This window comes from Paenibacillus sp. SAF-068, from assembly GCF_051967555.1.
Lineage (GTDB): Bacteria > Bacillota > Bacilli > Paenibacillales > Paenibacillaceae > Paenibacillus.
The window spans coordinates 129,074-155,391 of the sequence record NZ_JBQCJX010000006.1 but is presented as its reverse complement, the minus strand read 5'-3'; the positions used below and the strand labels follow the sequence as shown (position 1 = coordinate 155,391).

The window sequence follows — 26,318 nt, the reverse complement described above, 5'->3', positions numbered from 1 at the left end:
GTTCAAATTTTCTTCTCAATTTGGACACTTTATTTTTATTTTACCCGTTGACAAAACATTATTAAGTTCTTCCTTACTTCTTATAACCCAAAAATCGTCTCTTCATAACAGGAAAGACACTTGACCTTATGAAACCTTTATGAACTACTCATTTTCAACAGTAAAAAAACAAAAAAAGACGGTGCATTGGAATACTCCAATGTTACCGTCTTTCTCTTCATTAATTAGGTATCCATATATAATGAGGACCTGCTTTTCCCAAACACGAATGCATCTATTGTGGATTATGTTCGTTCCGTGTTTCCAGCCAATTATTCTTAATGACATTCTGATACCAGTAATAACTCTCCTTCGGCGTCCTTACAAGTGAACGATAGTCCACATGAACGAGACCGAAACGCATACGGTAGCCTTCTGCCCATTCGAAATTGTCCATTAATGACCACGCCATGTACCCTTTCAGGTTAATACCGTCGTTAATGATGCGGTGAATTTGAGCCAAATGCTGTTCATAATAGGCAATCCGGCGATCATCATTAATTTTGCCATTTTCCAGATCATCATTGATGCAAGCACCGTTCTCCGTGATGTATACATCCACATTGCCGTACTTTTGCAAGTAATGCATGAATTCATACAACCCGCGTGATTCCACTGGCCAGCCGATATCCGTCTTAGTCAAGCCCATATCAACTTCTTCCGATTGAAGAGCACCTGCTTCCGGATTGAAGCGATTGATTCCCATTGTGTAATAGTTAATGCCGAGCAGGTCGATCGGTTGCGAGATAATTTCCATGTCACCTTCTTGGATGGGAACAGTAGCACCCGCTTCTGCAAACCAATCCACCATAAATTGCGGATACGTGCCTTTGTAGATCGGGTCAAGGAACCAATCGGTATTGAGCGCGATCGATCGGTCACACGCAGCCTGGTCCTCGGGAGATTTGCTGTACGGCTCAGCCCAGCAGACGTTCGGAGCAATGCCGATCTGTCCCGTTATACCCAAGCGACGGAAAGATTGGACCGCTTTACCGTGAGCAACCAACAAGCCATGAGCAACATTGATTGACGTTTGCAGGTCTTTGTTTCCTGGCGCATGAATCCCGAGAAGGTTCGACAGGAACGCGATACACCATGGTTCATTGAATGTCAGCCAGAAGTTGATTTTGCCTGAGAACTCTTTGAAAATCACTTCGGCATATTTTACAAAGGCATCGACCGTTCTGCGGTTGCCCCAGCCACCGTCATCCTCCAACGTTTGTGGCAGATCCCAGTGGTACAGCGTGAGAAACGGTTCAATCCCAGCCTCCAGCAATGCATCCACAAAGCGGTGGTAGAAATCCAGCCCTTCCCGATTGATCTCACCATCCCCATCAGGAATAATACGTGGCCAGGCAATGGAGAACCGGTATGTATTAATCCCAAGTTTCTTCATCAGTTCGATGTCTTCCTCGTACCGATGGTAACTGTCACACGCGACATCACCATTATCTCCGTTATATACTTTGCCAGGGGTGCGAGCAAACGTATCCCAGATCGATACCCCGCGTCCACCTTCCTGTGCGGCTCCTTCGATTTGATAGGAAGCAGTTGCTGTACCCCAGCGAAAATCTTGCGGAAATTTAAAAATCGTCATGGTTTACTCCTCCGTCTCATAGTGACACGCGGATCGTCTGTCCTGCGGCCATGGTTAAATGAATTACATAATCGCCCTGAGGCGTAAGTTCTGCCTTCGCCTGTTCATGTCCGTCCACTCGCAGCGGATAAGCACTGCGAAGAGACAGCGAGTCATTTCGGTCTGCCTCGATGACCGCTGAAGCAAGCTTGTGGTCTGTCCACGTCATGCCCACCGTATAACCACCTCTTGCACGAAGTCCTTCCACACGGCCTTGAGCCCAGACGTCAGGCAATGCTGGAAGTAAATGCAGTTCGTTCAAGTGGCTCTGCAATAACATCTCGGCGATTCCAGCCGTGCCTCCAAAGTTACCATCGATCTGGAATGGTGGATGATCATCAAAGAGATTCGGATGTGTGGATCGGGCGAGCAATGTGCGCACAAACTGATGTGCCTGGCTGCTATCCAGCAGTCGTGCATACAGATTGATCAACCAAGCACAGCTCCATCCTGTATGCCCGCCACCTTGTGAGATACGACGTTCAAGCGATATTCGTGCTGCTTCCACCAGTTCCGGTGTGTGGACTCGATTGATCTGCTCCCCGGGATACAGTCCATACAGGTGAGAGACGTGACGATGCCCTGGCTCGGATTCGGCAAAATCCTTAAACCACTCCAACAATTGTCCTTCACTTCCAATTCGGAATGGATAAAGCTTCTCTAGAGCCTCACGCCACTCACTTGCCAGTGACTCATCCAAATTCAGTTGCTTCGCGGCTTCAATACAACGGCTGAACAACTCACGAATCAAGCTCATATCCATTGTTGAAGCCATCGATATACTCCGCGCCTCTCCAGCATCAGTAAGAAACTTGTTCTCTGGTGAGGTGGAGGGAATCGTAACCAGATAACCATCGGGCCCTTCCACCAACCAATCGAGACAGAACAGCGCAGCCTCTTTCATGATGGGGTAGGCACGTTCCTCAAGAAAACGTTGATCACCGGTAAATTGATAATGCTCCCATAGATGCGAGGTAAGCCATACCCCGCCCATCGGCCAGAAAGCCCAGCTTGCATCTCCGCCTGTCGGCGTAGAGGTCCTCCAGATATCCACGTTATGATGCGCGGTCCATCCACGTGCTCCGTACAGAATGCGCGCCGTTCTGCGTCCTGTATCACTGAGATCGGTCAGCATATCAAACAGCGGCTCATGACATTCACTGAGATTGCAGACTTCTGCCGGCCAGTAATTCATCTCGGTGTTGATGTTGATGGTGTAATCACTATGCCATGGCGGTTCTACCTGCTGATTCCAGATTCCCTGCAGATTGGCAGGCTGGCTGCCCGGACGCGAACTAGCCATTAACAGATATCTTCCATATTGAAAATAAATTGCCTCCAGTCCAGGGTCTTGTTCCCCAGCCTGATAGGCCTGTAACCGCTCATCCGTAGGCAATTCGGCATTAACCGATACACCCAAATCAATAGAGACTCTGTTAAACAACACACGATGATCTTGCACATGTCGTTCCCGAAGCACTTCCGCACCATGTGTGATCGCCTTGGAGATGACATTCTCGCATTCCTCTTCAAGCACCAGGTTCTCCTTCACAGGCAACACATCGTAACGTTCAAAGGACGTAGCCGCCGCCAGATAGAAAACAACCTGATCAGCACCCTGAATATGTAACTTGCCTTCCAGATTGGAGACCTGTGCCTGGTCGCCTGTTGCCGTAACTTCCAAACGCACAGCATATGCGGTTCCCCGATCCTCTTCATAGAGGACGGATTCCGGGTGATCCCTGAAATAATTGGACTCCACATGACTTGGACAACGACTGAACATGGTTAGTGCATCTCCTGAAGTCTCCATGCGATAAGGATGAGGACTATCCAGGGCAACACTTACACTCACAGCGCCCTTCCGATCAGCAGTCAATGTGCAGACCATCAGATCATCTGAAGCACTGGAATACACTTCACGTACATAACGAGTTCCTTCCCATGAGTACGTCGTGGTCGCAATACCCGATTCCAGATCAAGCTCACGCTCAAATGCATCATACGAAAGATCATCCAGACCCTCATGGTGCAACAGAAAATGACCCATCGGCTGGTAGGCTTCCACATCACGGCCGAGCATTTCACGGTTCAACAAATCCTCAGCTTCACCATACTGTTCAGACATAATCAACTCCCGCGTCTGCTTCAAATACCGCTGACTGCTGTATTGAATCGTATCCCGTGGAAACCCTGACCATAATGTATCTTCATTGAGCTGAATTCGTTCATCTGCTGCGCCACCGTACACCATGCCTCCAAGACGGCCGTTTCCGATGGGCAATGCTTCCTCCCAGCGTTTTGCCGGTTGTCGATACCATAGACGATTGATTTTAGTTTGGTTATTGTGTTGGGACATGATTAGCTCCTGTTCCTTAATCGACTTTAGAAAACTTAAATATTTCTTCATAACGTAAAACGTTTTCGGTAAGTGCTTACAATAAGGAAATTATATGTGATTTCCAAATTTGCGTCAATGCAAATCATCACACATCAACCACATCAAAAAAGGCCCTTCACAGGGCCTTTCCTTGTTTAACTATGATTGCAGGCAATCCATATTATTTTACATCTTTTCCTGTCCACAGGGAGACACGTTCCTTAACCCAAACCGTAAATTGTTTCTCCATTTCAACTGCACCAGCTTTGTCCAAATCAGCCAGTAAAGCATCGTATGTTGCATCAAAGTTCGCTGGTGTAGTCAGAACAGCTTCCGGAATCCGTTTACGGATGATATCCTGCGTTTTCTGGAAAGTTACCTCATAGTCTGTACCGGAAGGTACTGACATGTTATACGCTGCGCCCCAATCCTTAACTGGCAGATCTTCTTCAGCTGGATAGAACTCTTTCCATGTCGTAATTCCGTAAGCTTTCAATGTTTCTTTCTCGGCAGCTGTGTAACCAGCTACAATCTGCTCAGGGAAGTTTGTTGTGTAGTAGTTATCTGTAGAATCTTTTACACCATCACCGTATCTTGCACTAAATACATTATACATCCCAATTCCTGTTTCCTTACTGAAATTGGAGTTGTCATTTGTTTTACGATCTTGAACTTCATCTGGAATCACACGTTTTCCATCTTCTACGTTATAGTGCTCGCCTTCGATACCCCAGTTTCTCAGAACTTGTCCTTCATCGGAAGCAAGCCAATCCATGAATTTGATGATCCGCACTGGATCTTTGGCTGAAGTTGTAATCCCGATGCCATAACCGTCAAATCCGGCTGGTTGGAACGTGTGATCCACAATCTCATCGTTAAGTGATACAGAGAAGTGAGCATATGTTGCATCATCTTTGCCCGATGATTTGAGCGCGTTCTCCGCTTCCTGGTAGTTCCACTCTTGGTCAATCAGACCGAGGACACGGCCACTGGCAATTTTAGACTTATATTGGTCATCCTTTTGAACAAAAGCATCTTTGTCCAGTAGGCCTTCGTTGTACATTTTGTTCAACCAGCGGAAATATTCTCTTTCCTCTGGACGTTTGTAGTGCAGCTTAGCTTCATACGTTTCAGGGTCAATGTAATATTCACCGTCATCCGGTGCACCTGTCGCCTGGAAGGCCGGGTTCGTTACCGTGATCATGATCTTCCAGTCATCCGCATTTAATGTCAAAGGAATGGTTGGCTGACCATCAATCGTTGGATGTTTTTCATAATAAGCTCTCAGTACGTTCTCGTAATCCTCAAGTGTCTTCACTTCAGGGTAACCCAGCTCTTTCAATACTCTTTGCTGAATTTCGAATCCACCTGTAGCGTCAAACGTAACGTTATCGACACCCATATTGGTTGGAATGGTATAGATCGCTTGATCTTCGAGACTGTATTTCAAACGGTTCATCTGTTCCCCATAGATTTTTTTCAAATTGGGAGCATGCTCTTCAATCAGATCCGTGAGATCCAGCATCGCGCCTGCATCCACCAGTTTGGACAAGTTACCTTTAGGGTAGATCATATCAGGAAAATCACCGCTGGCAGCCATCAGTGCAATCTTCTGGTTACCACCATCGTTCACATCATATTCAGCTTCAATTGTTACGCCTGTTTGCTCCGTGATCTTTTTACCAACAGCATCTTGCATCTTGTTCCAGGTTGGACTTGCATCCGCTCCGAAGAACGTCACTGTTATTGGTTCGGTACCGCTGGATTCTGTAGTCTCTTTCGATCCCGAATTCCCACAGCCGGCTGTAACCAACATTGCACTTGCGAGCATTAACATTGCAAACGTCTTGGGTGTATTGCCTTTCATTTTGCCTCTCATTGTCTAGTTCCCCCTATTATTTATGAAGGTTTTATCTGTATAACAGGCTTTTTGCCTGAGGATACCACTTTTATTGAATACGCTTACGATACGTGCTGTAAAAACCAGATTGTTGGAGCCCAACATGCAGTAGCACTTATTCTGAACTTTCTTTCTTCTAACATACGTAAAACGTTTTCGAAACATATTGTAAAACGCTTACTGAAAGTGCTTACACGATAGATTATAGGCTATTCGACACCATACGTCAACAATAAAAAAAGCCCTTTCTCAAGGGCTTTTTTCGCTATGAAAACCATGGATTTTCATGCTTGGTTTTCAATCTTATTTCACATCTTTTCCAGTCCAGAGTGCTACACGTTCCTTAATCCAAGTGGTGTATTGTTTCTCCATCTCAACTGCACCCGCTTTATCGAGTTCAGCCAGAAGACCGTCATATACGCTGTCGAAGTTCTCAGGTTTGGCAAGGATAGCCTCTGGAATACGTTTACGTACGATATCTTGTGTTTTCTGGAACGTTACGTTGTAATCCGTGTCGGAAGGTACAGGCATGTTGTATGCTGCGCCCCAATCTTTCAGTTTCAGATCATCTTCGGAAGGATAGAAATCTTTCCATGTTGTAATACCATACGCCTTCAGCGTCTCCTTCTCAGCTGCTGTGTAGCCTGCTTGAATCTGTTCAGGGAAGTTCGTTGTATAGTAGTTATCTGTCGCATCTTTCACACCATCACCGTATCTGGCACTAAAGATGTTATACATGCCTACGCCTGATTCTTTGGTAAAGGCGGAGTTATCATTGGTTTTGCGGTCTTGTACGTCAGCCGGAATAATGCGTTTTCCATTCTCGACTTGATAATGTTGACCTTCAACGCCCCAGTTTCTCAGGACCTGACCTTCTTCGGAAGCAAGCCAATCCATGAATTTGATGATACGTACCGGATCTTTGGCCGAAGTCGTGATTCCAATACCATAACCGTCAAATCCTGTCGGTTGGAACGTATGATCCACAATATCCTTGTTCAGGGACACGGAGAAGTGGGCATATGTCTTATCGCCACCGTTAGACGATTTCAAAGCATTTTCCGCCTCACCGTAGTTCCACTCCTGGTCGATCAGACCAAGTACACGGCCACTGGCGATTTTGGACTTGTATTGGTCATCCTTTTGAACAAATGTATCTTTGTCCAGCAGGCCTTCATTATACATTTTGTTCAACCAACGGAAATATTCCTTTTCTTCAGGACGTTTGTAGTGGAGAACGGCTTCGTAGGTTTCAGGATTGATATAATACTCACCATCATCCGGTCCACCCGTAGCTTGGAATGCAGGATTCGTTACCGTGATCATGATCTTCCAGTCATCTGCATTCAATGTTAACGGAATAGTCGGTTGACCATCAATTGTTGGATGTTTTTCATAATACGTTCTCAGTACATTCTCGTAGTCCTCAAGCGTTTTTACTTCAGGGTAGCCGAGTTCTTTCAATACTCTTTGCTGAATTTCGAATCCGCCTGTTGCATCAAACGCAACATTATCCACACCCATGTTAGTCGGAATCGTATAGATCGCTTGATCTTCCAAACTATATTTCAGACGGTTCATCTGATCTCCATAGATTTTTTTCAAGTTGGGAGCATGCTCCTCAATCAGATCGGTCAGGTCCAGCATCGCGCCTGCATCCACAAGCTTCGACAAGTTGCCTTTAGGATAGATAATATCAGGGTAATCACCACTGGCAGCCATCAAAGGAATCTTTTGGTCACCACCATTATTCACATCATACTCAGCTTCAATTGTAACTCCCGTTGCCTTAGTAATCTCTTGACCGACAGCATCCTTCATGTTGTTCCAGTTTGGACTCGCGTCTGCACCAAAGAATGTAAAGGTTACTGGACTGGTTGTGTCTCCGGAATCAACCGGCTTTTCTGAAGCGTTACTTCCTCCTCCATTGCCACTGCATCCTGCTGTAATTGCAAGAGCACTGGCTAACAGAAGCATTGCGAATGTTTTTGGTGTTTTGCCCTTCATGTGTAATCCCCCTTATGGATATAATGAAGCTGTATATTTGTATAACAGGCTGACCTGCGCATACCGTGACCAGATGAGACGAATGTAATTTTCTTGTTTTTATAACATTTGAAGCGTTTTCTGAAAAAATAAAATTGTTCTACTCTTGCCTTAATTCTTGTTCATTCCTGTACCTGCTCACTTTGAGTTTCAGGTGAATATAACAAGATGTACAAGTTAATGTAAGTGCTTTCATAATTGAATAATAATCGCTCCTATAGTCCTTGTCAATAGTGAATTTGTAAAATTGAAAACGTTTTTTAGAAAACGTTTTAGGCATAAGAAAGAACCCGGTTGCCCGGGTTCTTTCTCGGTTAAAATATGACTATTCAATACACTTACTTAGCCTCTTCACCGCTCCACAGTTGAACACGGTTTTGAACGAGCTCTGTATATTGTTTTTCCATATCTTCCGCGCCTGCTTGGTTCACTTCTGCAATCATGCCGTCATAAATCGCATCGAACTGTTCAGGTGTACTCAGAATGGCTTCTGGGATACGTTTCCGGATGATATCCTGTGTTTTCTTGAAGATGACGTTATAGTTAGAGTCACCTGGTGTTGGCAGATTGTATGCTGCTCCCCAAGGTTTGATTGGGAACTCGTCTTCACTCGGGAAGAGATCTTTCCATGTTGTAGCGCCGTAAGCTTTGAGTGTTTCTTTCTCTGCATCGGAATATGCCGCCACGATCTGTTCAGGGAAATTCGTAGTATAATAGTTATCCGTTGAGTCCTTCACACCGTCTCCATAATGACCAGACAAATTGGTGTACAGCCCAATACCTGTTTCTTTCTGGAATACGGCTGCATTATTGGTTTTCTGGTCTTGAATGTCGGCAGGAATGACACGTTTGCCGTCCTTCACTTCGTACTGTTTACCTTCAATTCCCCAGTTCATCAGAACTTGCCCCTCTTCAGAAGCCAGGTAATCGAAGAATTTGATCGTACGAACCGGGTCAGGATTCGATGTTGTGATTCCTACACCCCAACCGGATACAAAACCAGGGTCTTGGAAGGTCTGATCCTTGATATCCTTGGACAGGGTCACCGGGAAGTGTGAATACGTTGCTTCATCTTTGCCCGCAGATTTCAGTGCATTTTCTGCATCGGAATAACCCCAATCCTGGTCAATGACACCAAGAACACGTCCACTTGCAATTTTGGATTTGTATTGATCTGTTTTCTGGATAAAGCTGTCCTGATCAAGCAGTCCCTCATTGTACATATGGTTCAACCAGCGGAAGTACTCTTTTTCCTCTGGACGTTTGTAATGCAGACTTGCTTCATACGTCTCTGGATCGATGTAATATTCACCGTCATCCGGTGCACCTGTTGCCTGGAAGGCAGGATTCGTTACAGTGATCATGATTCTCCAATCATCCGCGTCCAGTGTTAACGGGATCGTTGGCTGACCATCAATTGTTGGGTGTTTCTCTTTGTACGCCTTCAATACATTCTCGTAATCCTGAAGTGTACGCACTTCCGGGTATCCGAGTTCTTTCAGTACACGGTGCTGTATCCCAAATCCGCCACCTGCATCAAAGTACTTCTGGTCTACCGCATAATACGTCGGCAGCACATAAATAGCCTGATCCTCATTACTGTATTTCAACCGGTCCATGTAATTACCATATAGCTTCTTCAGATTGGGAGCATATTGGTCAATCAGTTCCGTTAGATCGAGCATTGCCCCGGCATCCACCAGTTTGCTAAGTTCTCCTTTGGGTGAGACGATATCCGGATAGTCTCCGCTCGCCGCCATCAGGGAGATTTTATCCTGACCACCACTAACGGCAAATTCACCGTTAAGCGTTACGCCTGTTTTTTCTGTAAGAACTTTACCCACTTCATCCTTCATCCCATTCCAGTTCGGACTGGGATCCACACTAAAGAAATCAAATGTAAGTGGAGTTGTCTCTGCGCTTGTATCCTTGAAGGACGTATCTCCGCCGCTTCCTCCACCACAACCTGCGAGCAATGACATCGCAAGCACTGGAGCCAGTGCAATCTTCATTTTGGAACTTGCCATAATGGTAATCCTCCCTGTTTCATATGTCTGTCTTATCCGGGACTTTTTTGTCCCTGTCTATAGCTTCATGAATACCAAACCGCAGCCCTATACGGTGAAGCGCAGACCACATGGCTGCGCTTCGGGTATCCTGATGCTTCATTTGGATGTACGGCCGCTCTATGTGGCAACCTGTACAAGCTTGCTTAACCTTTTACTGCGCCCAGTGTCATACCGCCAACAAAGTACTTTTGAAGGAATGGATATACAATGAGGATTGGAACCGTTACAACGATCGTAATCGCCATTTTGATCGATTCCGGTGAAATCTGTGTCATTTGCTGCGCCATATCATTGGCATTCCGTCCAGCACCTGAGCCTTGCTGCGTACTTTGCAATACTTTCATCAGCTCATATTGGAGTGTGGTCAGATGTGCCTTTGAACCATTATACAGGTACGTATCGAACCACGCATTCCATTGACCTACAGCCAGGAACAATGCGATGGTAGCAAGCACTGGTTTACACAGTGGCAGGATGATTCTGTAATAGATTGTAAAGTCATTCGCTCCGTCCAGCTTCGCGGATTCCTGCAATGAGTATGGCAGGCCATCAATGAATGAACGGATAATGAAGACGTTAAATGCACTGATCATGCCAGGCAATACATATACCCAGAATGTACCGATCAGGTTCAAGTCACGCATCAGAATGTACACCGGAATCAGACCACCGGAGAAATACATCGTGAGCGCGAGCGTTGTGGAAACAAATTTCCGAAGTCCAAAATCCGGTCTGCTCAGTGTAAAGGCGATCATGGATGAACTGATCAATCCGAGCACGGTACCTACAAGTGTACGCAGAATGGAGATCTGCAAACCTTGTAGCAATCCATCATATTGGAAAATCGTTTTGTAGTTCTGTAATGTGAATTCGCGAGGCCATAAGTAAATTCCGCCACGTACTGTATCTGTCGAGTTATTGAGTGAGATGGCCAGTACGTTAAGGAATGGGTAAAGTGTTACAACCAGCACCATGGTCATCGCGAGGATGTTGAATATATCGAACAGTTTATCGCCCCGAGTAGCATTGAATGCTTTGTTCGCCATAATGTCGTCCCCTCCCTACATGATGCTTTCTTTTGTGAATTTTTTGAACAAGCCGTTCGCAGTAAACAGAAGGATGATACTGACAACGGAGTTGAATATACCTATGGCTGTACCATATGAGAATCGTCCCATATTCAAACCATAATTGAGCGCGTATAGATCAAGTACTTCCGAGTAGTCTGTGACCAGACTGTTGCCAAGCAAAAACTGCTTCTCGAAACCGATACTGATAAGATGTCCAATTGACATGATGAAAAGTACGGAAATCGTGGTCCGTATGCCAGGCAGCGTAATGTGCCACATCTGTCTCCAACGGTTGGCTCCATCTACACGGGAAGCTTCATACAGCTCATTGTCGATACCTGTAATCGCCGCCAGATAGATGATGGCATTCCAACCGGTTTCTTTCCACATATCTGAAGCGGTTACAATGTACCAGAACAAGTTCCCCTTGGCCATGAACTGGATCGGCTGATCGATAATGTTCAAGCCTACCAATATATCATTGATGATACCGCCATCCGTAGAAAGCATCTTCGTAATGATCCCGGCAACAACGACCCAGGATACAAAGTGAGGCAGATATGATACCGTTTGCACGGCACGCTTGAAGAACATGCCTCTCATTTCATTCAGGAGAATAGCGAAGAATATCGGTACGATAAAACCGACAACTAGTCCCATCAAACTCATTGCAAGTGTGTTTCGAAGTACCAGATAGAAACGATCATCACTGAACAGCTCTACAAAGTGTTTAAAACCAACCCACTCTTGATCACCAAACGATCTGGCAGGTTTATAGTTTTGGAAAGCCATCGTCCATCCCCATAATGGCAGATAGTTAAATACGAAAACCCAAGCTACGAATGGCAATGACATGAGATAGAGATATTTCTGCTGTTTCATTCTGTCCCAAATTCCGTTCCGCCGATTCTTTAAAGGCGGTTTGGGGTCACTGCTTCTGTTCGCGGAAGCGGATTTTTTTGTTAGCGTTTCCATCTCCGTTCCCCCTCCTCTGTTTTATAAAATAATCATACTCGATAGAGCGTTTTCAAAATACCATCTGGATTTTAGAGAAAATCATATAAAAATTAGATATAGGCATATATAATCAGACATTAATTCGTTAAAATCAGTGATAAATTCTACATTTAAATGATATAAAAGTAATATTAAGGTAAAAATGTATCTATAGTGATGAATGTCGAAAACGTTTTATAGTAATCGTTTACTTTAACCACATGGCATACAAAAAGGACCCTTTCGGGTCCCTCTGATTACAATGTAAATTGAATAGTTTGCAGTTTAACGATCCCGAGTAGTTGCGCTACGGATATCGAGGTTTTTGGACGGAATTGATCTCCATTTAGATACGCAAGTATCTCCTGAAATAAGTAGGCAGCTTCCGGACGCTTCATTAAAGCCAGATTGGCAAACGGAAGTGAGGATACCAAAATCTTGCCCTTCCCTACTTTTGCCTCAAAGGCATAAGCGAGTCGTTTGGCCCGATGGAAATGGTCCACCACTTCGATCAGCGGTTCCACCCCGGGCAACGTATCCAAACATATCGCTGGTGTAGCGTTCACCAAGTGATACCAATGCCAGTCCGAAGCTCCATCATGCGGGAAGGAGCCTAGTAGTGCTAGCCGATCTCTCAGATACATACCCATCGTTGCACCAGGCTGTGTAGCAAACATCAGGTAATTCCAGAATACAGGCAGATACTTGGTCTCCACTGAATCATATAACCCTTCTGCGGTTGGCTGTAGCCAAACACTCCCCCCGTTGACCACATAATCAACGACATTTGGTGTTAACGACTGAACGATAACCAAGTCAATCTCCCGATTTTTCAACAACTGAAATCCATCGATTCGATCTACGCAATCATCATGTGCTTCACCCAGGAATGGCTTCAACTCTGCCACGGTATTCCAGAACCGATTCGAACCCGGATGAGACTGATAAAAAGGAAACGACCAGCCATGCCATACATTCGCTACAGCTCTGTCCAAATCTCCTGATCGCAGCTCCGCTTCAATGCGAAAAGCCGCTGCTCCTGCCCTAGGTGCTATAGCGACAATGCTTCCCAGTGACTTGACGGACCCGCATGGGATATCTCCGGTCTTCCATTCCCCTTCAGTAAGTATCCCATCATCGCTAATTAACTTCCACAGAATGATCGGTTCCTCAAGCGGATCTTTACCGTAGTGAGAGATGCGTACATCGACATGAATGTTTTCTCCGGCGTAGAATGTACGCTCTTTGCAGCTTAGCAACAGCACCACATCTGCGTTGAAACACATGAATTCTTCAGGTGTCGTAATGCCTTTGTCATCCCAAAACACATCCAGAATGCCCGTCGTAGCATGTCCCTGCCCTGGAAAATCGCGAATGTCCAGCAACTGTACGCCTGCAGCGTCTGGTGTTCTCCGAATCCGCTCCATGGCTTCTTTGAGGGAACGTACCAGATGGGTACCACTGACCTGTTGAAAATGCTCCAGATCTGCCATCATGCCTTTGTTTGTCAACGATTCTTCGACTGGCTCTAACCAGCTAGGGCGCAATACACCCGTGTACTTTGCTCGCTCTTGGGGCCGCACATACATCGTGTATTGTGCATGTTCGTGCCCAATGACGGGTTGCTCGGCAAGCCGGGTGACTGCATGATAATCGAGCGTGGTATCCGGTACAGCAGAATATGCAGATTCCAACGGGGGATGCCAGTTCAACGACTGGATATAATAATCCGCTTCCCTTCCTTGTGGCGGAAGTTGTCCAAAACCTGTATTGTCCGTATATATGCGGGTCGGATCCATATCCCTTGCCTTTGATACCAATGCATTGAGTTCAGGATGGCCATTCGCACCAATAAGTTCATTCCCCATGGAGAACATGACGAATGAAGGATGTCTGTGCAGCGCTTGAAGCAACCCGTCCAGTTCTTGTGTCAGATAGGAGAATACCTCAGCTGGCGCAGACTGATTCGATTGCTCAAAGAAACGAGACCAATGTGGAAGTTCTGCCTGCACCAGCATACCGGCTTCATCAGCCGCGTCCCAAAAAGGCTCCGGTGCGCTCCACCCATGCAGACGGACGTGGTTGAATCCGTATGATCTGGCGACTCGAAACTGCTGAAGATAATGCTCCTTGTCCCACACAGGATAACCTGTCAGTGGAAAGATACAGCAATCGACGTACCCGCGCAGATATACTGGTGTCCCATTCAATTCAAGCTGCTTTCCGTTTGCTGCAAAAGAGCGTACACCAAATGCTTGCTCCAGCCGATCCAGCTCCTGTTCACCGTTATGCAGACGGATCACTGCCCTGTATAATTCAGGGGATTCATCCGACCATCTTGCGATAGACTTCCCTGTCCCAAGTTCCAATCGTATCTGATCTAGTACAGCATGGCTTTCAGTTAAACCTGCTGATCTTATATCCACATGTGCTTGAACACTCAGATTCACATTACAAGAATAACGATCATGCCATGTGCCGTCTGGATGCTGGATATCCACAAGCACTTGCATCAATCTGGCCGATTCATTTGCGGGAGCGCTTACAGTACAATCAATCAGAAGCATTCCATTTTCAGCATCTGGTTGAATCCGTAACGTCTGTAATCGGCATGGGGGCAGAATGTCCAGATACACGCCACCCGTAATTCCCCCCCAGGCTGTCGCCGTATGCAATGAATGAATATGGCTACCAGCCAGCGGAAGTTTCATCGTATTATCCACACGGATCTCCACACGGTTCACTTCTCCCTGCTTCACCAGAGAGGTAACATCCCACTTCTGTTGATTCACCAGACTATCCTGCCGCCCGGCGTACTGTCCATTGATCCAGAGATTCGTTGTCCATCGGACACCCCTCAGTCTAAATATATAATGGCATCCGAGATCGTCTGATGGAACATGAATATCCTGAGCATACCAGGTTGAGCCTTCGTACTCTCGTACCTTTGTCCATGTATCGATCCTTTCGTATTCAGGCTTATCTCCGTATCCTTGCTCTTCCCATGAACCGGGAATCTGAATGGTCTCCCATGATGTATTTTCAGACTTTGAAGGCGGTATTATCTCCTGTTCAATGAGTTCATCGGACGCCGGATCCAAACGAAACTGCCATGTTCCATTTAAGTTCAATGTATGACGTACAGCACTTATATCAGACAAATTCATATCGTAGAGCCATCCCTTCCTCTGGATTCCTGTAAATCCAGTCTAAGATGTGAAGCATGCCGTGACCATTGCTTATCATGGGAAGTGCATGGACAATATGATGAATCATGAAATTATCAGACATACCGAAAACGTTTTACCTAATAGGTAAGGGCAAAGCCCAACACTCCTTACTTATTCCTCGTTTGTACCCGTATCCGTCCCTTTGGGTGAGGATTGAGTTCTGGCCTGTTTGTAAGCCGAAGGGGATTCACCTACATATTTCTTGAACTTACCGTGGAAGTAGTCCACATTCGCATACCCCACTCTCGCCGCGACCTGATGGACCTTCAGTCCTTCATCCAGCAATTCCTTGGCCTTTTCCATACGAACCTTGTCCAGAAATGCATTGAAATACTCTCCCGTATGATTCTTGAACAACTTCCCCAAGTAACTGCTGTTATAGTTAAACACTTCAGCAAGTACCTCCAGCTTGAGATTTTCGCCAGGGTTACGCTGGATAAATTCAATCATCTGTTTCAATACAGTATCCTTACTTCCCCCACCCATACGTTGAATAAGTCGATTAAAATGTTCTGCTGCTATAACTTTGAGCTCAGACATCGTAAATTGATGATAGACTTCATTAATCAGAACCGAATGTTCCTGCATAATGGAGTGCATATGCTGATTCGTTGCTGCAAGCTTGTTGAACGCCAGGGAGAATACCTGTGAGAAGGCCGTTTTGATGGCTTGCTCTGTTCGGTGATACGGGACCAGACGCTCTTCCATCTCACCCAGTACCCGCATGACAGACTCACTGCTGCGGATGTCTAACGCATAATACAGCTTGTCCGCAAGTTCGTCTTCAACTGGCTCATGCGGTGTTTCGTCTGCAGCTTCAACTCCTGGCTTAACAACGCCTTCGTCTTCGCTACCTTCAGTCCACAGCATAATGCGTTGCTCCGTGAACAAGAAGCGTTCACCGAGTATACGATTCGCCTGTGTGTATGACCGCGCAATTTCAGAAGTGGAATGTACGGGTTCACCTGCAGCACCATACATGCGAACCTCCCATTCTCCCAGAAGTCCTTCCAACTCATCATACAGATTTCTTGCAGATGCTTCGGATGTGATTGTTTCCTTGCTTAATAGCCCCAGACCGGAATGGAACGAGAATACGATGCCCCGGTTCTTCTGATCAAATGCTTCAACCAGTTTGCGTTTCATCACACTTCCCCGTTGCAGGTCGGGAGCAGCATGCATCTCAAGCAGTACAATCTGATAGTGAGGCCAGTGCAGCCCCAGGCTATCTTCTTCCATGCTGCCCGCACCCTCCAGACTGTCAAAGAGCAAAGCTTCGATCTGATGCTCCCTATAGACGGTATCCTCACCAGCTTGACGGGCCATTGTCTCCCGTTCACGGCTCAAAATCGTGGCAATCCGCTCCAGCTCACCAATAATCTCTTCTTCATCCACCGGTTTAAGCAGATAACCATCCACACCAAAACTGATCGCTTTCTTGGCATAATCAAAATCCGCATAACCGCTCAATATCAAAAAGTGCGAATCGGGATGATTCCGGCGTACTTCTTCAATTACATCCAGCCCGGTCATACCAGGCATGCGAATATCAATAATCGTCAGATCAGGCTCCAATTCCTCAAACCGGGAGATAGCCTCCCGCCCGCTGGCAGCGGTAGCAATGACCTGAAATCCGTATTTTTCCCACTCAATAATGGTGGTCAGTCCCTCACGTATGCTCGGCTCATCATCCACCAAAAACACTTTATACATGTTGGTCCCCTCCTGCTGGCAAAGTGAAAGAAACCTCTGTTCCTTCCCCATATACACTCTTAATCTGCAATCCATATGGCTCCCCGTACGTCAATGTTAAGCGCTGATGTACATTACGCATGCCGATCCGACTCTTCTCCTGTTCCTCCGGCCCGCAGATAAACTGCATCACCTCAACCAGTCGTTCTGGCGTTATTCCTGCACCATTGTCATGCACACGAATCTGCACAATGTTCTCTACTAAATGAATACTTATATGAACGCGGACTGTACCCTCTTTATTTTCCAGACCATGGACAATCGCATTCTCAACCAGAGGTTGAATAATCAGAGGCGGAATGTACATCTTCTCCACCTCGGGATCGATGTCGATCTGGAATGCAAGGCGATCCCCATAACGGAATTTCTGAATTTCCAAATAGGAACGTACCATTTCAAGTTCAGCCCGGAAGGTTGTTTTTCCACTTCCAATCTCCAGACTCTTGCGCATCAGCTTGCCCAGCAATCTGACGATGTTGGCAATTTCTGCCTCACCCTTAATATGCGCTTTCATCCGAATGGACTCCAATGCATTAAACAAGAAATGTGGATTGATCTGGCTCGCCATCATTTTCAGTTTAATCTCTTTTTGGGCGATTTCCAATTGATTATTCTGCTCCGTCGCTTCTACCACCTGCGTCATGAGTTCATTGATACTTTTCACCATATAGTTGAACTGGCGTGATAGTTGTCCAATCTCATCGTTTCCATCAATCCGCGAAGTCACATTCAGGTCACCTAATGCCAGCTTGTTGAGGTGTTTACTCAGCCGGAGCAATCGGTTCGAAGTGAGGAACGAGATGATATATACGAATAATAGGGCGATAACGAGCACAAGGATAATGAAAATCATGCCGATCATGCTGACTCTGTTGGCATCCTTGACTATATTTTTGGTGGCAAAAACTGAAATAACCTTCAGGCTGTTCATACTTGACCCAGGGCCCAACTCATCAATCACAATATTGGAAGGCTCACCGCGAAAATCAGCTTCAATGGTGCCTTTGGCCTGACTCTGCAGATCAACGCCAAAATCAAGCTCGTCCAGCGTTTTCCCTACCAGTTCGGTATTCTTGGCTGCAACCACATAACCCTGCTCATCCGTAATCATCGTTTCGAACTGTTCCTGACGGAGCAATCCATTCAGCTCATCCTGATTGATCACAATCATCAACACGCCCTCGGTTCGATATTCGGCAAAAGGTACTTTGCGCACCAGACTGAGCTTGTGTACAGGATTATCCTCCTTGTCCGGAATGTAGAACCACCCAATGCTGGTTGTTTTCAGTGCCTGTTGGTACCAATAGCTCTCTTCCGTCTGCTTGTCTACCGGGATGAATTCGAGGTTGTTGATCAAAGTTGGGTTCGTGGAGTAAAAGCGAATACCCGCTATCTCACGGTACAAACGCCTGTACTCCTGAAAATCTTTGTATGCAAGATAAGCCGAGGTTAGCTCCACAACGCTCTTGTACCGTTTATTCACGATCTCCTTGAGATCCGCATTAAACATTAAAAGGTTGGATATATCCGTCGGTACACGTAACATCGTCGCCGTCTGGCTCTTGATCTTGTCCACATTGATGATGGTCTGTCCTATCGCATTGTCCAAAGCTTGTTGGCGAAAATAACTGGTCACAGCCAGACCCACAATCAGGACCGGAATCATGACGACCAGGACATAGGAAATAAGCAATTTATGCTTTAATTTGAGATTATTAGTTGTTCGTATCAACCTTTTAAACATGTCGCACCTTCCGTCATCTGTATAAGCGCTTACATATAAAGAGCAGGATCAGGATGTCCTGTTCTTTTGATTAATCATACCACATAACCGCCAGAATTCGGATTGTCTTGAAATGGATATATCTATTGCCGGGGCATAACCTCCAACAAAAGGCCGCCATTCACATGGCGACCGGGCTAACCGAGTTATTTTTGTTGACAGAAGTTTAGTGACTCCTAGATGGGCGAAATCCATATCCTTTGGCACGCCATGCAACAATCAAAGCCACCAGTGATAAAGCCAAGATGGCCCAGTTAAATGACGAAGCTCCCCATTGATCCAGAAGAACACCTCCTGCCATTCCCCCAAAGGCAATAGCCAGATTCCATACGGTTGTATTAATCGGCATGACGAGATCCACACCTTGTTCGCCCGTAGCTTGAGCAAGTGCGGTCTGCAACAGGGTAGCCGCACCGCCAAATGTCAGACCCCACAGGGCAATAGAACCGAAGATGACAACAACGTGCTCACTCCAAAGACCCAATACAAGGGAAATCAAAGCAAAGCCTGCAAGGCTCATGAGAACCAGCATACGTAACCACCGATCAATGAACATACCTGTAATCCAAATGCCCACCAATGCCATCAAACCAAATACAAGTAAAATGAGTCCAACCTTGGATTCCAAACCGACATCGGCGAGAAAAGGAGCAATATATGTGTATAAAATATTATGAGCCAACATCCAGGCCAAAACGACAGTCAAAATGGGAATAATACCAGGGGTGAACAGGACTTGCTTGACGGAGATCCGCTTATCCGCTGACTGCCCCGGATAGTCAGGTACTTTCCAGAGCACCCAGAAAATCAGTACAAACGCCAGCAACGACATCAGCCAGAACACCGAGCGCCAGCCCATAAATGAACCCAGCAGCGTACCTGCCGGAACACCAAATGATAAGGCAATCGGCGTTCCAATCATAGCCACAGCCATGCCCCTTCCCTTGAGATGCTCAGGTACCATCCGTAATGCATAACCACCAATCAGACCCCAGGAGACACCAGCTGCAACACCGGCCAAGAAACGAGCGAAAAGTGTCAGCCCATAGTTTGACGAGAAGGCAGTGATGGTGTTGAAGACAAGAAAACCGATAATGGACAGGAGTAAAAGCGGACGCCGCCGCCAGCCCTTTGTTAGCACCGCCACTGGTATGGCAGCAACCAGCGACCCAACAGCATAAAAGGTGACAAGTTGCCCCGCCCCTGCCTCAGAGATCTGCAGCCCTTCTTTAATTTGCGGCAGCAGCCCCGCAGGAAGTGTTTCGGTCATAATGGCTATAAAACCAGCCATAGCAAGGGCAAGCAACCCCAACCATGGAAAACGATGAGAAGATATATCTGACATCTGTGCAGCTCCTTTTAAGGTAGTATAGAACAAGTAATCGAATTATGGATCGATCATTCCTTATATTATTCAGAGTATGTTCGCTTGTCAATGACTTTTGGATCGATTAGTATATAATTAAGAAAAAAGGGGGAATCTCTTATGGCAAGAACGGGACGTCCACGCATTTTCGATCGGGATGAAGCCCTATTCCAGGCAATGATGCTCTTTTGGGAGCAAGGATTCGAGGCCACTTCCTTACTTCAGCTTAGAGCAGCCATGGGGGATATTTCAGCAGCCAGCTTTTATGCAGCTTTTGAATCCAAAGAAGCGCTATATAAAGAAGTGGTAGAACGATATATGGGAACGTTTGGACGTGTGACGGAAAGTTTCTCGGATCTCACGCTGTCACCAAGAGAAGCGATTGAAACAACATTAAGAAGTACCGCAAAAATGCAAACAGACAGCACGCATCCATCTGGCTGTTTAATTGTGCTGTCAGCCAGCACATGTTCTTCCAAAAACAATCATATCCGTGACATTGCCGCTGAGAAAAGAAAGCTGACTCGCAACCGCCTGCAGGATTGCATCCAGCGTGCTGTGGATAACGGTGAAATTCCTGCTTCCACGAATGTAGACATGCTAACCACCGTATTTGATGCCTTTATGCAAGGCATATCTACACAAGCCCGGGACGGCGTTCCTTTTACCACAATCGATCAGGCTATCACGGAATTCATGGGCATCTGGAACCTGATTCAACATTCAGCCTGACTTTATTCACGAACGATGGATAGGTTAGAAAAGCCAAAAAAGGCACTCCCACGATTGGAAGTGCCTGCGCAATATAAAATTTGCTCATATGCTGTTAAGGACGAGGTGTGCTTACCCCGTTCAGGATCAGTTTTGGATGAATATCGGCGCTCAGCGAAGCCGAGACTGCACAATATTTCTCTTCAGCCATCTGGATCGCTTTCCAGATGCGATAATCCGGGATATCACCATCGACCTTGAAGATCAGATCAATGGATGTGAAGCCCTTAGGCATATCCTCGCTGCGTGTGCCTTGCGCTTCGATCTCAATGGACTCGATTTTGTCCAGGAATGCGTCCAGAATCATCGTAATGTCGATTCCCATACAGCCGCCGAGACCCGCCAGTAACAATTCCATCGGGGTCGCACCCTTGCTGTCACCACCATAAGCAGCAGTAGCATCCATGCCAACCGCGTAGCCAGAGGGTCCTTCGGAAGTAAATGCGCGTTTGCCTTTCCATACGGTTGTTACATTCATGATGTTATCCTTCTTTCTTAAAATAGGTTAAGTTCAAGCGAAAATGGTTTGCACTTGCCACTCCGATGACAGAATAACCTTCCGATCGCTGTTATCTTCATCAAAATTCAGTAATTTGCTGCAGGAAACGACGTGTGCGTTCTTGCGTCGGATGTTCAAAAAAGGCCTGTGGACTTGCTTCTTCCACTATAGATCCGTCTGCCATAAAGACGATTTTGTTCGCCACATTACGGGCAAACTTCAATTCATGTGTCACAACCAGCATGGTCATGCCTTCCTCAGCCAGTTCCTTCATGACGGAAAGCACCTCTCCAACCAGTTCGGGATCAAGGGCAGAAGTTGGCTCATCGAACAACATCACTTCCGGCTCCATCGCGAGTGCACGTGCAATGGCAACCCGCTGTTGTTGCCCACCGGACAATCGGGACGGATACTGATCTTGCTTGTCCGACAGACCCACCCGATCCAGTAGAATCCGGCCACGTTCAGCCGCTTCGTCACGTTTCATTTTTTTCACTGTCACGAGACCTTCCATCACATTGCCTAGCACCGTCTTGTGGGGATACAGGTTGAACTGCTGGAAGACCATGCCGGTCTGGCGACGAATCTCCAAGACCCGGGCGCGCTGGACCCGCAACGGATCAGCACTGTTCACTACTACACCGTTCACTTCAATCTGTCCGCCAGACAGCTCTTCCAGTCCATTCAGACAGCGAAGCAAGGTACTCTTGCCTGAACCACTTGGGCCAAGCAATACAACAATATCTTTCGCATCGACATGCAGATCTATATTCGCGAGCACTTCATTTTGTCCAAATCGTTTGGTTAGCCCAGTTGTTGTAATCATCGGTTCTCTCCTCCCATTAGTAAGCCCGGGCCAGCCGGCGCTCCACTTGTTCCAGAATGGCCGAGAAGCCGATACTCATAATCCAGTAGATTACACCGATGGCCAGATAAAACGGCATGTTCAGTGCATACTGCGACACCAGAAGCTGTGCGGAACGCAGCAACTCGGTCACACCAATCGCTGCTACAAGTGATGTTTCCTTCAACATGCCGATAAACGTATTCCCCATCGGCGGGATGGCAATGCGCACAGCCTGCGGGAAAATAATCCGTCTCATCGCTTGAGCCGGGGTCATTCCCGTTGCATATGCAGCTTCCGTCTGCCCTTTAGGTACGGCCTGTATGGCTCCGCGGAACGTCTCCGACAGAAACGCACCTGCATTCAGACTTAGTCCCAAACAGGCAGCCGTGAGCGACCCCAAGGTCACTCCGTAATCAACCAATCCGTAATAAATGACGAATAATTGCACCAGCAGCGGGGTTCCCCGCATGATGGATACATAGAATCTGGCGATCAACCGGAGCCACATCGGTCCTTTCAAACGAGCGATTGCAACGAGCACCCCGATGATGAACGCAAAAAACATGGAGATCACAGTTACATACAGCGTATAGTACGCCCCCTTCAAAAAGAAGGGGATATTCTCAAATACCAGTTCCATGAGTCAAATCTTCCCTTCGCCTTGCCAGTTCATTATTGCGCAGGCTCTTCACCAAACCATTTTTTGAAAATGGTATTGTACGTGCCATCATCCTTCATGCCTTTGAGAGCATCATTCAGCGCTGCTACGAGTTCCGGATTGTCTTTACGTACTGCTATTCCTGCCTGGTCACTCTTGATTGCTTCGCCTACAGCTTTGATATTCAATCCGTTGGCATCCACGATTGGTTTCAGTGCATACATGTTGTTGATTGTGGCGTCAATCCGTCCTGCATTCAGGTCTTTCAGTGAAGAGATTACATCGTCATAGGTTTTAATCGTGAAGTCTCCCACTTTAGGCAACACTTCATTACGCAAATAGGATTCATCATTTGTACCCAGACCTACGCCAATCGTTTTCCCTTTGAAATCTTCCAGCTTGGTAATATCGTTATTGTCTTCTTTTACAATGATTTTCACTTGGTTCGTAATATACGGGTCACTGAAGTCGAGTACTTTCTTACGATCATCCGTGATCGTCATCTGGCTGATAATTGCGTCCAGCTTTTTGGCTTGCAGACTCGGTGTCAGACCGGAGAACTCCTGGGATACAAATTCAACTTCAACCCCAAGACGCTTCGCAACCTCACGCGCGATGTCTGCATCATAGCCATCCATTTCTTTCTTATCATTCAGGAAGTTGTATGGTGCGTATGTGCCCATCATGCCCACTTTAATCACGCCAGCAGACTTGATCTGCTCCAGTTCATTGCTTGCCTGTGCACCATTCGTGCTTCCATTGTCTGTCGCCTTACTTCCACAAGCACTAAGTACCAGCACGGTCATCAGCAGAATCGCTGTCAGAGACCAGCCTTTACGAGTTTTCGATCCGTATGTTTTGTTCATTACGTTAACTTCCTCTCAGTCATGTATTGTTCTGGATGTACATTTGGTCACTATATTGTGTCACTAAACCGCAGTTGTACCCATTATTCCCTGTTGCCTGTTTAATCATGTGAATCTCTGGTCTCGCGTTTGAAAAATAAAGCTGCGAACGCTGCACATTGCTTATGTGCCCAATAGTCCGTAAAACTCAAAGCTTGCTGCCTCAGCGGCCAGCGAAGAAGCTGTCATGGCTGAGAACTTGCTATGCAACTCATCGGAACCGAACAACCAGCGCGATATCATGCCTTCGATCATGCCTACCAACAGCGCTGCCCGAAGCGGTACATCCATGCTCCTGGGCAACATGCCGAGTTCGATGGCACGTTCCATATTGTGGCGAAACGCAGTTTCGACAGCATTGCGTGTCTCCTCAACCAAGCGTTGTACGGATTCTTCCGTCACGATGCCTTTGAGCAACAGTTCCATAAAATAACGATTCTGTGCGGCGAACATGAACAGGTCAGTGAACAGTCTTTCCGATGCTTTCACCATATCTTCTACCGATCCGGCATCCTTGCGATATCCTTGTCCAATCGACTCAAGCAACTTCTCCTTGCCCGTTAAGACAATCTCCGAAGCAATCGCTTCTTTACTCTTGAAATGCCAGTAGAACGTTCCTTGCGCCACACCAGCTTCACGGACGATATCGGAAATTTTCGTCTGATGGTAGCCTTGGGTTGCAAACCGCTCCATCGCTATGCGAATGATCTGGTCCCGGCGTTCTTCACCGGGTTCCAAACTGTTGATTTTGGTCATTCCTGTAACCCTCCCGATTGATCAGTCAGTCAGTTAAGTTATATCCTATGGGATAACTAGGTTTTTGTCAATATAGTTTTAAACAAATGATTACAAGCATAAGTTGAAGTTGAGTGCATTTGTGATCATAATAGGTGATAGCCTTGTTCAAATGAACAGGCATGGTCAAGCAGGACAGCCTGTGCTGTCACCTGCAATTCAAGGAGGAAGAGAATTGGACATTATATCATCCATTATTATGGGCATCATCGAAGGTTTGACTGAGTTTTTGCCCGTGTCCTCTACTGGACACATGATTCTGACTGCCCACTTGCTGGGTTTATCGGAGGACAACGAGTCAGTCAAAACGTTTGAGGTGGTTGTTCAACTCGGAGCTGTACTTGCTGTTGTTGTACTGTACTGGAACAAATTCATTGATATGTTCCGCTTCACCGGAGGCAGCAGACCTTACTCCCGCCGCCTCAATCTGGGACATATCTTCCTGGCGATGGTTCCTGCCGTAGTTATCGGACTTGTATTCCGTGATTGGATCAAAGCACATTTGTTTGGTCCGGAAACAGTGCTGTACAGCCTCGTTATAGGTGGTATATTGATGATCGTTGCCGAACGTTGGAGCCGTAAAAGTGAACGAATTACTACCCATGATGTCGATGATATTTCCTACAAACAGGCATTTGCGGTAGGTCTATTTCAGATCTTGGCATTGTGGCCAGGCTTCTCCCGTTCCGGGTCAACGATCTCGGGCGGTCTCTTTGCAGGGGTAAGCCGTGTAGCCGCTGCGGAGTTCACATTCCTCGTGTCTGTGCCAATTATGATTGGTGCTACGGGATATGACCTGTACAAAAGTATCGATCACCTGAACGGCAGTGATTTCCCAATCTTCGCGATTGGATTCATCGCTGCTTTCATCGTCGCCATGCTTGCGATCAAGACGTTCCTGTCCATTTTGAAAAAATTGAGCCTGACCGTCTTTGCTGTGTATCGCTTCGTCTTGGCAGCCGTGTTCTTTATTATTTTGATGTAATCATCAACTGGACAGGCAAAATCAATGGCGGCCTCAAGTTCCATATGGAACGAGGCCGCCATTTTTATGTTCTATACTATACTTCCTTTACATCATCATCAGTTGATTTAGGATTCCTTTTGCTGCCAAGATACAGGAATATCTGTAATTAGAAGAAGTCTTACACTTCATGACTTCCTTCTATGTTGAGTTGGATCATTGATGATGCGGACTAGGTTACTATGTATCATGGACATTCAGATGTATATTCACTTCTGAAAAACTTGCTGGTTTAGGACCATTTTTTCACTTGAAAGTTCCGGTGTCTCTTCCGATACTTCAATCTCTCACGCAGATTATATCTATTCTCCTTTTGTTCCTGGAGCAATTGCTTCACTCCGATCATCAACAATCGGTATCTTCGGTCATCATTGTGGCTTAATTGATGCATTTCCTCAAAAATTTCATTCTTCATACGGATCTTCTTCACTCCACATATTCAGTTTGTTCTCACAGTATACACGGGAGCACTGAACAAATTCTAAACAAGCGTTGATCCTCATCTTCAGTTCGCCACATGCACATCATGCGTGCTGGAATGAAGCAGAAAAA

19 protein-coding genes are annotated in these 26,318 nt (G+C 46.3%); 2 read left to right on the top strand and 17 right to left on the bottom strand.

What is annotated here, in order from left to right; genetic code table 11:
* Positions 1-274 precede the first annotated feature (274 nt).
* The 11 genes from ACTHPG_RS24640 to ACTHPG_RS24590 all read right to left on the bottom strand — a co-directional run bounded on the left by ACTHPG_RS24640 (position 275) and on the right by ACTHPG_RS24590 (position 20,246).
* A complete protein-coding gene (locus tag ACTHPG_RS24640; RefSeq protein ID WP_440391968.1) occupies positions 275-1,636 on the bottom strand; it encodes a GH1 family beta-glucosidase in 1,362 nt (453 codons plus the stop codon).
* A gap of 16 nt (positions 1,637-1,652) precedes the next feature.
* Entirely contained in the window at positions 1,653-4,034 is a 2,382-nt protein-coding gene (locus tag ACTHPG_RS24635; RefSeq protein WP_440391967.1) for a glycoside hydrolase family 95 protein, read from the bottom strand.
* Positions 4,035-4,236: 202 nt separating this feature from the next.
* Positions 4,237-5,934, bottom strand: coding sequence for an ABC transporter substrate-binding protein (locus ACTHPG_RS24630; RefSeq protein ID WP_440391966.1), 1,698 nt, complete (start codon positions 5,932-5,934; stop codon positions 4,237-4,239).
* A 324-nt stretch (positions 5,935-6,258) separates the two neighbouring features.
* Positions 6,259-7,962, bottom strand: coding sequence for an ABC transporter substrate-binding protein (locus tag ACTHPG_RS24625; protein WP_440391965.1), 1,704 nt, complete (start codon positions 7,960-7,962; stop codon positions 6,259-6,261).
* Between the two features lie 377 nt (positions 7,963-8,339).
* Positions 8,340-10,028 (bottom strand): ABC transporter substrate-binding protein, encoded by a 1,689-nt coding sequence (locus ACTHPG_RS24620; RefSeq protein ID WP_440391964.1) that lies wholly within the window; start codon positions 10,026-10,028, stop codon positions 8,340-8,342.
* Positions 10,029-10,213: 185 nt separating this feature from the next.
* Entirely contained in the window at positions 10,214-11,116 is a 903-nt protein-coding gene (locus ACTHPG_RS24615) for a carbohydrate ABC transporter permease (protein ID WP_036606894.1), read from the bottom strand.
* A gap of 15 nt (positions 11,117-11,131) precedes the next feature.
* Positions 11,132-12,115, bottom strand: a complete 984-nt coding sequence (locus ACTHPG_RS24610; RefSeq protein ID WP_440391963.1) for an ABC transporter permease — start codon at positions 12,113-12,115, stop codon at positions 11,132-11,134.
* 278 nt (positions 12,116-12,393) lie between these two features.
* On the bottom strand, positions 12,394-15,303 hold the full coding sequence (locus ACTHPG_RS24605) for a glycoside hydrolase family 2 protein (protein WP_440391962.1): 2,910 nt from the start codon (positions 15,301-15,303) through the stop codon (positions 12,394-12,396).
* 174 nt (positions 15,304-15,477) lie between these two features.
* Positions 15,478-17,079, bottom strand: a complete 1,602-nt coding sequence (locus ACTHPG_RS24600) for a response regulator (RefSeq protein WP_440391961.1) — start codon at positions 17,077-17,079, stop codon at positions 15,478-15,480.
* Positions 17,072-18,862, bottom strand: coding sequence for a sensor histidine kinase (locus ACTHPG_RS24595; protein WP_440391960.1), 1,791 nt, complete (start codon positions 18,860-18,862; stop codon positions 17,072-17,074). Before ACTHPG_RS24595 ends, ACTHPG_RS24600 begins: the two co-directional genes overlap by 8 nt.
* A 205-nt stretch (positions 18,863-19,067) precedes the next feature.
* A complete protein-coding gene (locus ACTHPG_RS24590) occupies positions 19,068-20,246 on the bottom strand; it encodes an MFS transporter (protein WP_440391959.1) in 1,179 nt (392 codons plus the stop codon).
* A gap of 141 nt (positions 20,247-20,387) precedes the next feature.
* Here ACTHPG_RS24590 and ACTHPG_RS24585 point away from each other — a divergent pair, with 141 nt between their 5' ends.
* Positions 20,388-20,999, top strand: a complete 612-nt coding sequence (locus ACTHPG_RS24585; RefSeq protein ID WP_440391958.1) for a TetR/AcrR family transcriptional regulator — start codon at positions 20,388-20,390, stop codon at positions 20,997-20,999.
* A gap of 94 nt (positions 21,000-21,093) precedes the next feature.
* Here the strand turns inward: ACTHPG_RS24585 and ACTHPG_RS24580 are convergent, their stop codons facing one another.
* The 5 genes from ACTHPG_RS24580 to ACTHPG_RS24560 form a co-directional block, all read right to left on the bottom strand.
* On the bottom strand, positions 21,094-21,516 hold the full coding sequence (locus ACTHPG_RS24580; protein WP_421894792.1) for an OsmC family protein: 423 nt from the start codon (positions 21,514-21,516) through the stop codon (positions 21,094-21,096).
* 100 nt (positions 21,517-21,616) lie between these two features.
* Positions 21,617-22,363 carry an amino acid ABC transporter ATP-binding protein gene (locus ACTHPG_RS24575; RefSeq protein ID WP_440391957.1) on the bottom strand — a complete coding sequence of 249 codons (747 nt, stop codon included), beginning with the start codon at positions 22,361-22,363 and terminating at the stop codon, positions 21,617-21,619.
* 16 nt (positions 22,364-22,379) lie between these two features.
* The gene (locus ACTHPG_RS24570; protein ID WP_017692207.1) at positions 22,380-23,024 is read right to left on the bottom strand and encodes an amino acid ABC transporter permease; all 645 of its coding nucleotides are present in this window, start codon (positions 23,022-23,024) and stop codon (positions 22,380-22,382) included.
* A gap of 32 nt (positions 23,025-23,056) precedes the next feature.
* Positions 23,057-23,908: a substrate-binding periplasmic protein gene (locus ACTHPG_RS24565; protein WP_074096488.1), complete on the bottom strand. Its 852-nt coding sequence runs from the start codon at positions 23,906-23,908 to the stop codon at positions 23,057-23,059.
* A gap of 162 nt (positions 23,909-24,070) precedes the next feature.
* Positions 24,071-24,703 (bottom strand): TetR/AcrR family transcriptional regulator, encoded by a 633-nt coding sequence (locus ACTHPG_RS24560; protein ID WP_440391956.1) that lies wholly within the window; start codon positions 24,701-24,703, stop codon positions 24,071-24,073.
* A gap of 214 nt (positions 24,704-24,917) precedes the next feature.
* Between ACTHPG_RS24560 and bacA the strand changes: the two genes are divergently transcribed.
* Entirely contained in the window at positions 24,918-25,727 is an 810-nt protein-coding gene (bacA, locus tag ACTHPG_RS24555; protein WP_315939421.1) for an undecaprenyl-diphosphate phosphatase, read from the top strand.
* A 271-nt stretch (positions 25,728-25,998) separates the two neighbouring features.
* On the opposite strand, the gene ACTHPG_RS24550 is transcribed toward bacA, so the two are convergent.
* Entirely contained in the window at positions 25,999-26,181 is a 183-nt protein-coding gene (locus ACTHPG_RS24550) for a hypothetical protein (RefSeq protein WP_440391955.1), read from the bottom strand.
* Positions 26,182-26,318 lie beyond the last annotated feature (137 nt).